The sequence below is a fragment of the Rhizobacter sp. Root404 genome, assembly GCF_001425865.1.
Classification (GTDB): domain Bacteria; phylum Pseudomonadota; class Gammaproteobacteria; order Burkholderiales; family Burkholderiaceae_C; genus LMDS01.
Window position 1 is genome coordinate 1,535,350 of sequence record NZ_LMDS01000004.1, and the last position, 12,019, is coordinate 1,547,368.

At 69.0% G+C, this 12,019-nt stretch carries 12 protein-coding genes; 10 read left to right on the forward strand and 2 right to left on the reverse strand.

Translation table 11 applies throughout. The features are described 5' to 3' along the window. The first annotated feature begins 70 nt into the window (after positions 1-70). Positions 71-460: a response regulator gene (locus ASC76_RS11460; RefSeq protein ID WP_056465578.1), complete on the forward strand. Its 390-nt coding sequence runs from the start codon at positions 71-73 to the stop codon at positions 458-460. Positions 461-472: 12 nt separating this feature from the next. On the opposite strand, the gene ASC76_RS11465 is transcribed toward ASC76_RS11460, so the two are convergent. Beyond that, positions 473-1,069, reverse strand: coding sequence for a thymidine kinase (locus tag ASC76_RS11465; RefSeq protein WP_056465580.1), 597 nt, complete (start codon positions 1,067-1,069; stop codon positions 473-475). A 100-nt stretch (positions 1,070-1,169) separates the two neighbouring features. On the opposite strand from ASC76_RS11465, the gene ASC76_RS11470 reads away from it, so the two are divergent. From ASC76_RS11470 to ASC76_RS11495, 6 genes are all read left to right on the forward strand, one after another. After that, positions 1,170-1,649, forward strand: coding sequence for an SRPBCC family protein (locus ASC76_RS11470; protein ID WP_056465582.1), 480 nt, complete (start codon positions 1,170-1,172; stop codon positions 1,647-1,649). Between the two features lie 153 nt (positions 1,650-1,802). After that, positions 1,803-2,189 carry a VOC family protein gene (locus ASC76_RS11475; RefSeq protein WP_056465584.1) on the forward strand — a complete coding sequence of 129 codons (387 nt, stop codon included), beginning with the start codon at positions 1,803-1,805 and terminating at the stop codon, positions 2,187-2,189. 114 nt (positions 2,190-2,303) lie between these two features. Next, the gene (locus ASC76_RS11480) at positions 2,304-3,230 is read left to right on the forward strand and encodes a LysR substrate-binding domain-containing protein (protein WP_056465586.1); all 927 of its coding nucleotides are present in this window, start codon (positions 2,304-2,306) and stop codon (positions 3,228-3,230) included. 76 nt (positions 3,231-3,306) lie between these two features. Further along, on the forward strand, positions 3,307-4,743 hold the full coding sequence (tcuA, locus tag ASC76_RS11485) for an FAD-dependent tricarballylate dehydrogenase TcuA (RefSeq protein ID WP_056465589.1): 1,437 nt from the start codon (positions 3,307-3,309) through the stop codon (positions 4,741-4,743). After that, positions 4,730-5,914, forward strand: coding sequence for a tricarballylate utilization 4Fe-4S protein TcuB (gene tcuB, locus ASC76_RS11490; RefSeq protein WP_056465591.1), 1,185 nt, complete (start codon positions 4,730-4,732; stop codon positions 5,912-5,914). The genes tcuA and tcuB overlap by 14 nt, the downstream gene beginning before the upstream one ends. Positions 5,915-5,951: 37 nt before the next feature. Next, the gene (locus ASC76_RS11495) at positions 5,952-6,929 is read left to right on the forward strand and encodes a tripartite tricarboxylate transporter substrate binding protein (protein ID WP_056465593.1); all 978 of its coding nucleotides are present in this window, start codon (positions 5,952-5,954) and stop codon (positions 6,927-6,929) included. A 152-nt stretch (positions 6,930-7,081) separates the two neighbouring features. On the opposite strand, the gene ASC76_RS11500 is transcribed toward ASC76_RS11495, so the two are convergent. Next, positions 7,082-7,564, reverse strand: coding sequence for a GreA/GreB family elongation factor (locus ASC76_RS11500; RefSeq protein ID WP_056467313.1), 483 nt, complete (start codon positions 7,562-7,564; stop codon positions 7,082-7,084). A 298-nt stretch (positions 7,565-7,862) separates the two neighbouring features. Here ASC76_RS11500 and ASC76_RS11505 point away from each other — a divergent pair, with 298 nt between their 5' ends. Genes ASC76_RS11505 through ASC76_RS11515 form a run of 3 tightly spaced genes read left to right on the forward strand, consistent with a single transcriptional unit; the run spans position 7,863 to position 12,012 of the window. After that, entirely contained in the window at positions 7,863-9,572 is a 1,710-nt protein-coding gene (locus ASC76_RS11505; RefSeq protein WP_056465595.1) for a DUF1302 domain-containing protein, read from the forward strand. A 13-nt stretch (positions 9,573-9,585) separates the two neighbouring features. Next, positions 9,586-10,929, forward strand: a complete 1,344-nt coding sequence (locus tag ASC76_RS11510) for a DUF1329 domain-containing protein (RefSeq protein WP_056465598.1) — start codon at positions 9,586-9,588, stop codon at positions 10,927-10,929. Positions 10,930-10,953: 24 nt separating this feature from the next. Continuing rightward, positions 10,954-12,012 (forward strand): YCF48-related protein, encoded by a 1,059-nt coding sequence (locus tag ASC76_RS11515; protein ID WP_056465600.1) that lies wholly within the window; start codon positions 10,954-10,956, stop codon positions 12,010-12,012. Positions 12,013-12,019: the final 7 nt, after the last annotated feature.

The following is a 12,019-nucleotide window of genomic DNA, read 5'->3' on the forward strand; positions in this document are numbered from 1 at the left end:
GCGCCCGGTGGCGCCGGCGCTAACCTATGGCTCAACTGGCACGTGGTCCCCACGGGCCGGACGATCCCCCATGACCACCCTCAAAGCATTCCTCGTCGAAGACAGTCCGGTGATCCAGAAGAACCTGGTCGCGGCACTCGAAGAGTTGGCGCCCGTCAAGGTGGTCGGAGTCGCCGAGGACGAGCGCGGCGCGGTCGAATGGCTGGGCGCGCGCTGCGACCCGCCGGGCTGCGACGTGGTGATCGTCGACATCTTCCTGAAGGCCGGCTCCGGCCTCGGCGTGCTGCGCGCCGCACGCGACCTGCACATGCCGATGACCTTGATCGTGCTGAGCAACTACGCGACCGCCGACATGCAGCGCCGCTGCCTCGAGCTCGGCGCGAGCCGGGTGTTCGACAAGTCGAGCGAGGTGGACGAACTGATCCACTACTGCGAGCAGCTGGCCGCCCCGCACGACTGACCGGACCCGCCCTTACGCGAACAGGCCCGGCGCGCCGCTCGGGCCGAGCTCGTCGTCCTGGTAGAAGCAGGCCGGGCAGATCGCGCGGTAGCGCTCGTTGCCGCCGATGAACACCTGCTCGCCTTCGCGCACGCGCTGGCCGCGCGCGTCGATGCGCAGGTTCAGCGTGGCCTTGCGGCCGCAGGCGCAGACCGACTTCATCTCTTCGATGTCGTCGGCCAGCGTCAGCAGCGCGGCCGCGCCCGGGAACGCCTCGGCGCGGAAGTCGCTGCGCAGGCCATAGCAGACCACCGGCACGCCGCCGACGTGCGCAAGCCGATGCAGCTGGCTCACTTGCGCCGGCGTCAGGAACTGCGCCTCGTCGATCAGCAGGCAGGCGATGTCGTCACCCAGGTGGCTGCGCACGAACTGCGTCTGCGGACCGAAGGTCTCGGCCTCGCGCGCCAGGCCCAGGCGCGACGCGATCACGCCCTTGCCGTCGCGCGTGTCGACTGCGGCCGTGAACAGGCGCACGCGCATGCCGCGCTCTTCGTAGTTGTGCGCGGCCTGCAGCAGCGCCGTGGACTTGCCCGCGTTCATCGCGGCGTAGCGGAAATGGAGTTTCGCCATGCTCGGGCGATTGTCCGTCAGCGCCTGGCGCCGCGTGTCGATCCGGGTCGGCGAAGATCGTCGTGTGATCAGCGACCCCGCTGTCAACCCAGGAGCCCGCATGACATCCGATCCTTCCCTCGCACCCGCCGCGCACGAACTGGTGATCACGCGGCTCATCGACGTGCCGCGCGCCAAGCTGTTCCGCTGCTGGACCGAGCCCGCGCTGATCACGCAATGGTTCACGCCGCCGCCGTACAAGACCGTGGCCGCCGAGGTCGCTCCGCGCGCCGGCGGCAACAGCCTGATCACGATGCAGGCGCCCGACGGCACGCTGATCCCGAACCGCGGCGTGTACCTCGAAGTGGTCGCCAACGAGCGCATCGTCTTCACGGACGCCTACACCGCAGCCTGGGTGCCGTCGGCGAAGCCCTTCTTCACCGGCATCCTGACCTTCGAGGAGGAAGCCGGCCAGACCCGCTACACCGCCCGTGCACGGCACTGGACCGCGGAGGATTGCGCCGCCCACGAGAAGATGGGCTTCCACCAGGGATGGGGGATCGCGACGGACCAGCTGGCGCGGCTGGCCGCGACGCTGTAGCAGCGCGACCGGTCAGTAAGGCAGGTCGCCGACGATGCCGGCGCGTTCCATCTTGCGACGCCCGCCGGGATTGACGGAACGCGACCCGCGCTTATCCGTTCACGCCATCGGCTGCGGTAGGCTCGGGTCCCCTCGACTGTCGGAGTCAAGCGCATGCAACGAGTGACGGGAATCGGCGGCATCTTCTTCAAGGCGAAGGACCCGGCCGCGCTGAGCGCCTGGTACAAGGCGCATCTCGGTCTGGATGTCCAGGCCTGGGGCGGCGCGACGCTGCGCTGGGTCGATGCGCAGGGGCAGCCCGTCGCCGGCACCACGGCCTGGAGCGTCAGCGCTCAGGACAGTGACCTGTTCGCGCCGAGCACCGCGCCGTTCATGGTGAACTACCGCGTCGCCGACCTGGCCAGCCTGCTGGCGGCGTTGCGCCGTGAAGGCTGCAACGTGCTCGACCAGACGGATTATTCCGAGTTCGGCAAGTTCGGCTGGGTCATCGATCCGGAAGGCCACAAGATCGAATTGTGGGAGCCGCCTGCGGGGCGATGAGTCTTGCGCGAACGTCGGCCAGCTCCGCTGCTCGACCGGCTCAGCCCTGGAGTACCTGAACCGATTGGTACCATTGAACATGACCTGCTGGCGTTCGCTTTAACCCATTCGACCGTGGAACTGCGCCAGCTTCGCTATTTCGTGAAGGTCTGTGAAATGCGGAGCATGGGTCGTGCAGCGGTCGAGCTCGGCGTCGTGACGTCGGCACTGAGCCAGCAGATCAGTCGGTTGGAGGGCGAACTCAGTACACGTCTGTTGCTGCGGGGCAGCACCGGCGTCAGCCCCACCGACGCCGGCGTCGCCTTCCTGCAGCAGGCTCAGCTCACGCTGCGCCATGCGGACGAGGCGGTGCGGGCGGCCCAGCAGGCGCGCCTGTCGGGCCATGTCAGCGTGGGCCTGGCGCCGACCACGGCCTCGGTGCTGGGCTTGCCGCTGATGCAGGCGATGCGGGCGCGCTACCCGGACGTGCGGCTGCACCTGGTGGAATCGCTGTCGGGCAACCTCGCCAGCCTGCTGCAGGCGCGCCTGCTGGACCTGGCGGTGCTGTTCGACACCTCCACGCCGCATCGCTGGAGCATCCAGCCGTTGCTGGACGAAAAGCTGTTCGTGCTGGCCGCGACCGGGCTGGCGAGGCGGCCCTCCGGCCCGAAGGTGAAGCTGGCCCAGCTCGCCGGCGTGCCGCTCATCATGCCCAGTGCCGGCCACGGCCTGCGCGCCACCCTCACGGCGGCGTTCGCCCGCGCCCGCATCGTGCCCGACGTGGTGGCTGAAGTCGACGGCCTGGCGCTGTTGATGGACGCGGTCCGCGCGGGCCTGGGCGCGACCATCCAGCCCGGTGCTGCCCTCGCGCGGCAGCCGGCGGACGATGTGCTGAGCAGCCAGATCACCGATACCCACGTGGGCCGGCGCAGCCTGCTGGTCAGCCTCTCGGACGACGAACTGTCGCCCGCCGCGCTGGCCGCCCGCGTGGTGATGGCCGACGCGGCGCGGACGCTGGTGAACGAAGGGCGCTGGCCCGGCGCAAGTCTTCTCGAAAACTGAACACCCGATGCCTGAACCGGCCTTTCGCCGGGCGGGCCGCCTGCCTAGAGTCTCCTGACACCAAGGGAGACGAGCAATGAGCGATGAGCAGGTCGATGTGCTGGTGGTAGGCGGCGGCAATGCCGCACTCTGCGCCGCGCTGATGGCGCGCGAGGCCGGCGCCAGCGTGCTGCTGCTGGAGGCCGCGCCCAAGGCCTGGCGGGGCGGCAATTCGCAGCACACGCGCAACCTGCGCTGCATGCACGACGCGCCGCAGGACGTGCTCGTCGAGGCCTACCCGGAGGAGGAATACTGGCAGGACCTGCTCAAGGTGACCGGCGGCCTGACCGACGAGCACCTGGCCCGCCTGGTGATCCGGGCGTCGTCGAATTGCCGCGACTGGATGCGCCGCCACGGCGTGCACTTCCAGCCGCCCCTGTCCGGCGCACTTCACGTGGCGCGCACCAACGCCTTCTTCATGGGCGGCGGCAAGGCGCTGGTGAACGCCTATTACCGCAGCGCCGAACGCCTCGGCGTGCGGATTCGCTACGAGACGCCGGTGGCTTCGGTGGAACTCGAAGGCCGACGCTTCACGGCGGTCCGAACCGAAGGCGGCGAGCGCATTACCGCCAGAAGCTGCGTGCTCGCCGCCGGCGGCTTCGAGTCGAACCGCGAATGGCTGCGCGAGGCCTGGGGCCGGAACGAACGCGGTGAATGGCCGGCCGACAACTTCCTGATCCGCGGCACGCGCTTCAACCAGGGCGTCCTGCTCAGGCAGTTGATCGAGGCCGGTGCCGACACGGTCGGCGATCCCTCGCAGGGCCACATGGTGGCGATCGACGCCCGCGCCCCGCTGTACGACGGCGGCATCTGCACGCGCATCGATTGCGTGTCGCTGGGCGTGGTGGTCAACCGCGAGGCGCGCCGCTTCTACGACGAGGGCGAGGACTTCTGGCCCAAGCGCTATGCCATCTGGGGGCGGCTGGTGGCTCAGCAGCCGGGCCAGGTGGGCTATTCGATCATCGACCAGAAGGCGGTGGGCCGCTTCATGCCGCCGGTGTTTCCGGGCACGGTCGCCGACACGCTGCCGGAGCTGGCACGTCAGCTCGGGCTGGACGAAGCGGTCTTCCTGCGCACCATCGCCGACTACAACGCCGCCTGCCGCGTCGGCCGCTTCGACCACACGGCCCTGGACGACTGCCATACCGAAGGCCTGCTACCCGCCAAGACCCACTGGGCCCGGCCGATCGACACCGCACCCTTCCACGCCTATCCGCTGCGCCCCGGCATCACCTTCACCTACCTTGGCCTGAAGGTGGACGACACCGCCGCCGTGCGCTTCGGCGACCGGCCCAGCCCGAACCTGTTCGTGGCCGGCGAAATGATGGCCGGCAACGTCCTCGGCCAGGGCTACACCGCCGGCGTCGGCATGAGCATCGGCACCGCGTTCGGCCGGATTGCCGGCACGCAATCCGCAGCCGCCGCCGCAACCGCGGCCCTGAAGCAGAAAGAGGCCCACCATGCAAACGCTTGAAGCGCTGGCGCGCGAGGCGGCGTCGCTCGCGGACGGTCCGCGCCGCGTCATCCCCATCCTGTCGGGGGCCGAGGCCGAGGTCGGCCGGCAGATGCAGATCTGCAATGCCTGCCGCTACTGCGAGGGCTTCTGTGCCGTCTTCCCGGCGATGACGCGCCGGCTCGAGTTCGGCCAGGCCGACATCCATTTCCTGGCCAACCTCTGCCACAACTGCGGCGCCTGCCTGCACGCCTGCCAGTATGCGCCGCCGCACGAGTTCGCCGTCAACGTGCCGCAGGCCATGGCCGAGGTTCGCGGCCAGACCTACGTGGACTATGCCTGGCCGCCCGCGCTCGGCGTGCTCTATCAACGCAACGGGCTCACGCTGTCGCTGGCGTTGGCCGTCGGGCTGGCCTTCTTCCTGGCGCTCGCCGTCGCGATGAGGGGCGGCCTGTGGGGCGCCGCCCCCGGCGACAACTTCTACAGCGTGTTTCCGCACAACCTGCTGGTGGGATTGTTCGCTCCGGTGTTCGGGTTCGCCACCCTGGCGCTGGCCCTGGGCGTGCGGCGCTTCTGGCGCGACATCACGCCCGCCACCAGCGGCGCGCCCGCCAACGGGCCTGCTGCGGCAGAAGCGGCCGATGCCGTGCTGCGCCTCAAGTACCTCGACGGCGGCCATGGCGACGGCTGCCACAACGAAGACGATGCCTACACGCTGGCACGCCGGCGCTTTCATCACCTCACGTTCTACGGCTTCATGCTGTGCTTCGCCGCCACCAGCGTGGCCACGCTGTACCACTACGCGTTCGGCTGGGTCGCGCCCTATGCGCTGCCGAGCCTGCCCAAACTGCTGGGTGTGGTCGGCGGAATCAGCCTGATGGTCGGCACCGCCGGCCTGTGGCGGCTGAACCGCCAGCGCCATCCCTTGCACGGCGACGTGAAGCAAAAGCCGATGGACCTCGGCTTCATCGCGCTGCTGTTCCTCACCAGTGCCAGCGGTCTGGCGCTCTGGCTCGGTCGCGGCACGCCGGCCCTGGCGCTGCTGCTGTGCCTGCACCTGGGCGCGGTGATGGCCCTCTTCGCCACGCTGCCCTACGGCAAGTTCGCGCACGGCATCTTCCGCAGCGCCGCGCTGCTGCGCCATGCGGTCGAGAAGCGCCTTCCGAATCCGATCGGCCTGGGCGCCGACTGAACCACGACGAACACGACAACCCCCGAGGAGACCCCTGATGAACAAACGACAACTTCTGCGCGCCACGACCCTGGCAGTCGCAGCCCTCGGCCTGGCCGGCCACGCGACGGCCCAGGACTTCCCGCCGAAGAAGGCCGTCACCCTGGTGGTGGGCTTCGCTGCCGGGGGCGCGGCCGACTCGGCGGCGCGCCTGATCGCCAAGAAGCTCGGCGAGGACATCGGGCAGACCGTCGTCGTCGACAACCGAGGCGGCGCCGGCGGCAACATCGCGCACCAGCAGGTCGCCAACGGCCCGGTCGACGGCTCGATGCTGCTGTTCGGCTCGATCGGCCCGTTGACGATCGCGCCGCACGTGATGAAGGTGAACTACGACCCCTTCAAGGACCTGGCCGCCGTCTCCGGGGGCGTGAACTTCCCGAACGTGCTGGTGGTGCGCAAGGGGTTGGGCGTCAAGACGCTGGCCGAGTTCGTGGCCTTGGCGAAGAAGAAGCCGGGCAGCATCGACTTTGCGTCCACCGGGGCCGGCTCGGCCTCACATCTGGCCGGGGAACTGTTCGCGCAGCGCGCGGGCATCGACATGGTGCACATCCCCTACAAGGGCGGCGCCCCGGCGCTGCAGGACCTGCTCGGTGAACGCATCGCGTCTTACTTCTCGGCGCCACCGACCGCGCTGCCGCACATCGAGGCCGGCAGCCTGATCCCGCTGGCCACAACCGGCCTCACCCGGCCGTCCTACATGCCGAACGTCCCGACCGTGGCCGAGTCCGGGTTTCCAGGCTTCGAGGCCCTGAACTGGTATGCCTTCGTGGCGCCGGGCAAGACGCCGGTGGCGGTTCTGGAACGCTGGAACCGGGCCATCGTCAAGGTGCTCGCCGACCCCGGCGTGAAGGACGCACTCAACAAGCACGGCCTGACACCCCAGCCCACCACCCGCGCCGAACTCACCGAGTTCATGAAGAAGGAAGACGCCAAGTGGGGCGCGATCGTGCGCGAACGGAAGATCACCGCGAACTGAAGCGGACTCTCCATTGGACTTCTTCCGACCCGTTGCTGTCATGGCCGCTACCGTATCGGGTGGCACCTAGGACCGAGACGGGTATCCAACGTGTTGAGCTCGAATTCGACAACTTCGGCGTGTGGGCGGTGGCTGGCGATCTTGCTCGCCGCCTAGTGAACCCGCAGCACCTCAAACCGCTGTCGGATTGGAGCGACCTGTATCGCCACCTCATCACCCTCGCATTTGCCCAGCATGGCCCTGCCCAACGGAGCCTCGCTGCTGATGACCTGAACGAGCTGAGCGCCGCAGACCAACTTCATGCTGCCCCCAACCGGGCCGAGAAAGAGCTGTTGCTGCTGGTCGGCGGCATCGACCAGGCAGACCAGCGCGCCGAGCTGTATACCTTTGCTGGCGTCGTAGGGGCGCGGACGGAACTGGCGCCAATTGACCATCGCCTGGCGGATGGCGTCGGCGCGACGCGCCTGCCCGGTGGCCAGGTACGCGGCTTCGAGACCCAATGTGTCGTATTTGTTCTCGGCGACGCTTTCTTCGTGAGTCGCTGTTTCATGGGCCGCCCGCGCTGCCTGTTCGGCTTGCAGCAGGTCTTCGGCGAGCCGTTCCAGCACCCGCTGCTGAAGCAAGGATTTATCCATGATGAAACTTGAGGCGTCGCGAACAAGCGGGGTCAGATCTTGATTATGGAGCCCCACCAGCTGTCGACGCTCCTGTTGGCACTGCAGGTTGACTTCGGCTGTGGGTAGGCACATGACCGACATCTGAGCGAACTGTCCACACCGCTGACCTGCCCGTCGGGCCGCATCGCGCTGAGCCTGGCCCCCCTACCAAGAGGGGGAGGTCGGGCGACCTCGCGTTCAAGAATTTCCTGCGCCGACCCTTCCCGATCGGGCGTTCGTCGCGCGGACCTGCAAAACCATCAGAACCGGAGACAACGTGAGCCTTCATCCCACCCACACTCGCACCGGCGCGCGTCGCGCATTCGCCCGGTCCAGCCTCGCCGCCGCGGCGGCCTTGGCGTTGTCGGCCGGCGGCGCGCAGGCCATCGAGATCGGCACCGGCAACCCCGACCTGACGGTTCGCTGGGACAACAGCGTGCGCCTGAACCTGGCCACGCGCGTCGAGGCGCGCGACGACAAGATCGGCAACTCGGCGCTGTCGGACGAAGGCACCTACAGCTTCGACAAGGGCGACATGGTCGCGAAGCGCTTCGATCTGCTGTCCGAATTCGACGTCGTCTACAAGAAGCGCTTCGGCGCCCGCCTCAGCGCGACCGCCTGGTACGACGGTGCCTACGGCAGCACCAGCCGCTCCAATCCGAACGCGCCGCTGACCAACATCCCGAGCTACATCGGCAAGCAGTACAGCCCGACGGTCAAGCGCCTGTACCGTGGCGGCACCGGCGAGATCATGGATGCCTTCGTCTTCGGCGGCGTGGACCTCGGCGACGTCCCGGTGCAGGCCAAGCTCGGCCGCCACACCGTCTACTGGGGCGAGTCGCTGTTCCTCGGCGGCAACCTGCACAGCGTGGCCTACGCGCAAAACCCGCTCGATCTGCAGAAGGGCTTCGCAACGCCGGGAACCGAGGCCAAGGAGCTGTTCCGGCCGCTGAACCAGCTGTCGCTGCAGGCGCAGGTGACCGATACGCTGTCGCTCGCCGCGCAGGCGATGCTCGCATGGGAATCGTCGCGCTTCCCCGAGGGCGGCACGTACTACGGTCCAGTCGATTTCGTCTTCAACGGGCCCGACCGGCAGTTCCTGTCTGCCGGCCTCGGTTTCGGCAGCCGCGGCCCGGCGTCCGAACCCAAGCAGCGTGGCGAGTGGGGCCTGTCGGCGCGCTGGAGCCCCGCCTGGCTGGACGGCACGATGGGCCTGTACTACCGCAATTTCGCCGACAAGCTGCCGCAGGTGCTGCTCACCGCCGTCGGCGCCGGCGTCAGTCAGTACAACATGATCTACGCCGACAACATCGAGCTGTTCGGCGTCAGCCTGGCGAAGAACATCGGTGGCCTCAGCGTCGGCGCCGAAATCTCGACGCGTCGCAACACGCCGTTGAACAGCCAGGTGCTGGGCGTTGCGCGCGGCCTGCCGGAGCAGGGCGACACCAAGGGCGCGCGCGGCGACACGTATCACGCGCTACTCAACGTGCTCGGCACGCTGCCCAAGACGCCGCTGTTCGACAGCGCCAGCTGGGCCGCCGAAATCCAATGGTCGCGCTGGAGCAAGGTGCGCAGCGGCGAGAACCTGTTCAACGCGCTGGGCTTCGCGCCCTGCAATGCCACGGCCACCGCCGCCGCCAAGGACAAGTGGGACGGCTGCGTCACGAAGGACTACACCGGCGTCGCCGTCGCGTTCACGCCGACGTGGTTCCAGGTCCTGCCGGGCGTGGACCTGTCCGCGCCGATGACCTATGCCGTCGGCATCTCCGGCAACGCGGCCGTGACCTTCGGCGGCAATCAGGGCCTGGGCAACTACACCGTGGGCGTGTCGGCCGACGTGCTGCAGAAGTACCGCATCGACCTGAAGTACATCGACTACCTCGGCCGCTACAAGGACAACGGCACCGCCGTCACCGCCACCAACGGTCTGACCACCTACCTGAAGGACCGCGGCGCCGTGAGCCTCACCTTCAAGACGACCTTCTGAAGGACACCCCATCATGCGCAACCAACTCACGATCCTCGCGGCCCTCGTCGCCGCGTCGTTCACCGCCCACGCCGCCGTCACCGCCGACGAGGCCAAGGCGCTGGGCACCACGCTCACCGCCATCGGCGCCGAACGCGGCGCCAGCAAGGACGGCACGATCCCGGCCTACACCGGCGGGCTGACCACGCCGCCGGCGGGCTTCAAGGCCGGCGACGGCATCCGCCCGAACCCCTACGCGGCGGAGAAGCCACGCTTGGTGATCGACGCCAAGAACATGGCGCAGCACGCGGCCACGCTGACCGAAGGCACCAAGGCGCTGCTTCAGAAGTACCCCACGTTCCGGGTCGATGTCTACCCCACCCAGCGCAGCGTGGCGTTCCCGAAATGGGTGGCCGACAACACCGCGAAGAACGCGCTGAAGGCCAAGACGACCAACGAGGGCCGCTCGATGGAAGGCGCGCACGCCGGCTTCCCGTTCCCGATCCCCAAGACCGGCAACGAGGCGATGTGGAACCACCTGGTGCGCTTCAACGGCCAGTCCTACGAGGCCAAGTACCGCAACCTGACGGTCGACTCCGGCGGCCGCACGACGCTGGCCACCGAAGGCGTCAGCAACCAGGAGTACCCGTTCTGGGACAACAGCAAGGCGACGGCCGACACCTTCTGGCGCATCAAGCTGACCTACACCGGCCCGGCGCGCCGCGCCGGTGAGGCGCTGATGCTGATCGACCCGCTCGACATCGGCAGCAAGGACCGCCGAGCCTGGAGCTACCTGCCCGGCCAGCGCCGCACGAAGGTCGCGCCGGACTTGAGCCACGACACGCCGAACCCGGGCACCGGCGGTGCGACGACCTTCGACGACGTCTTCATCTTCAACGGCTCGATGGACCGCTTCGACTTCAAGCTGGTCGGCAAGAAGGAGATGATCGTGCCGTACAACGCCTATGCGGCGGTGTACCAGGCCAAGCAGGACGACCTGCTCAAGCCGAACCACCTGAACCCGGACCTCGTGCGCTGGGAACTGCACCGCGTCTGGGTGGTCGAGGCCACGCTGAAGGAGGGCAAGCGCCACGTCTACAGCAAGCGCACCTTCTACCTCGACGAGGACTCGTGGGCTGCGGTCGCCAGCGACGAGTACGACGCCCGCGGCCAGTTCTACCGCGCCGGCTTCGCGTACATGGCGCCAAGCTACGACCTGCCCGCGCCGTACACCGACATGTTCGGCCACTACGACCTGGTCTCGCGGATCTACTCGCTGACCGGCTTCATCGCCGAGACCGGCGGCCTCAAGCACACCAAGCCGCTGTCCGAGCGCGAGTGGACGGCCGACTCGCTGGCCGGCGCCGGCGTGCGCTGACCGCGGCTGCTGCGGCTCACCACCATGCAACGGCGCACCCTGCTGAGGGCGCTCGCCGCGGGGAGCGTGTTGCTCCCCGCTGCCCGCGCGAACGCCCAGGCCCTGCCTTCACCGTGGCGCGACGTGCTCGACACGCCGGCGCAGAAGAGTCCGCTGGCGCCCCGCGCCCCGCTCACCGGCTTGGCTCGGGCGGGCCGGCGCGTGGTGGCCGTCGGCCAGCGCGGGCACGTGCTGCTCAGCGACGATGCCGGCAAGACCTGGCAACAGGCCGACGTGCCGGTCAGCGCCGACCTGGTGTCGGTGCACTTCCCCACCGCCACGCACGGCTGGGCGGTCGGCCACGACGGCGTGGTCCTGCACAGCGTCGACGCGGGCCGGACCTGGTCGCGCCAGCTCGACGGACGCCGGCTCGGCGAGGTGCTGGTCGCGCACTACACCCGCAGCGGTGATCCCGCGTGGCTCGCCGAGGCGAAGCGCTTCGCGGCCCAGGGCGCCGAGAACCCGTTCCTCGACGTGTGGTTCGACGACGCACGTCACGGCACCATCGTCGGTGCGTTCGGCCTGGTGCTGCGCACCGGCGACGGCGGCAAGACCTGGGAGCCGCTGCTGCATGCCGCCGACAACCCGAAGGCCCTGCACCTGTACGCGGTGCGGCGAATCGGCGCCGAGCTGTTCATCGTCGGCGAACAGGGCACCGCGCTGCGGCTCGACCGCGACAGCGGCCGCTTCGCCGCACTCGACCTCCCCTACAAGGGCACGCTGTTCGGCCTGGCCGGCAAGGACCGCGTCGTGCTCGCCCATGGGCTGCGCGGCAACGTCGTGCGCAGCACCGACGCCGGCGCGACCTGGCAGAGCGTCCCCACCGGCGTGGGTGTCGGCCTGACCGCGAGCACGTTCGACGCCCGCGGCCGCTTCGTGATCGTCAGCCAGGCCGGCCATGTGCTCGTCAGCAACGACGACGGCGCGAGCTTCACCCCCGCCAAGGTCGAGCGTCCGGTCCCCGCCGCTGCGGTGGTCAGCGCCGGCGCCGGCACGCTGATCGTCGCCGGCCCGCGCGGCGTCCACAGCCTGGCCCTGGCCTGACGAATCG

Coding starts and splice junctions, on each gene's coding strand:
- ASC76_RS11460 (WP_056465578.1), top strand. CDS start 71: ATGACCACCCTCAAAGCATTCCTCGTCGAAGACAGTCCGGTGATCCAG.
- ASC76_RS11465 (WP_056465580.1), bottom strand. CDS start 1,069: ATGGCGAAACTCCATTTCCGCTACGCCGCGATGAACGCGGGCAAGTCC.
- ASC76_RS11470 (WP_056465582.1), top strand. CDS start 1,170: ATGACATCCGATCCTTCCCTCGCACCCGCCGCGCACGAACTGGTGATC.
- ASC76_RS11475 (WP_056465584.1), top strand. CDS start 1,803: ATGCAACGAGTGACGGGAATCGGCGGCATCTTCTTCAAGGCGAAGGAC.
- tcuA (WP_056465589.1), top strand. CDS start 3,307: ATGAGCGATGAGCAGGTCGATGTGCTGGTGGTAGGCGGCGGCAATGCC.
- tcuB (WP_056465591.1), top strand. CDS start 4,730: ATGCAAACGCTTGAAGCGCTGGCGCGCGAGGCGGCGTCGCTCGCGGAC.
- ASC76_RS11495 (WP_056465593.1), top strand. CDS start 5,952: ATGAACAAACGACAACTTCTGCGCGCCACGACCCTGGCAGTCGCAGCC.
- ASC76_RS11500 (WP_056467313.1), bottom strand. CDS start 7,564: ATGGATAAATCCTTGCTTCAGCAGCGGGTGCTGGAACGGCTCGCCGAA.
- ASC76_RS11510 (WP_056465598.1), top strand. CDS start 9,586: ATGCGCAACCAACTCACGATCCTCGCGGCCCTCGTCGCCGCGTCGTTC.
- ASC76_RS11515 (WP_056465600.1), top strand. CDS start 10,954: ATGCAACGGCGCACCCTGCTGAGGGCGCTCGCCGCGGGGAGCGTGTTG.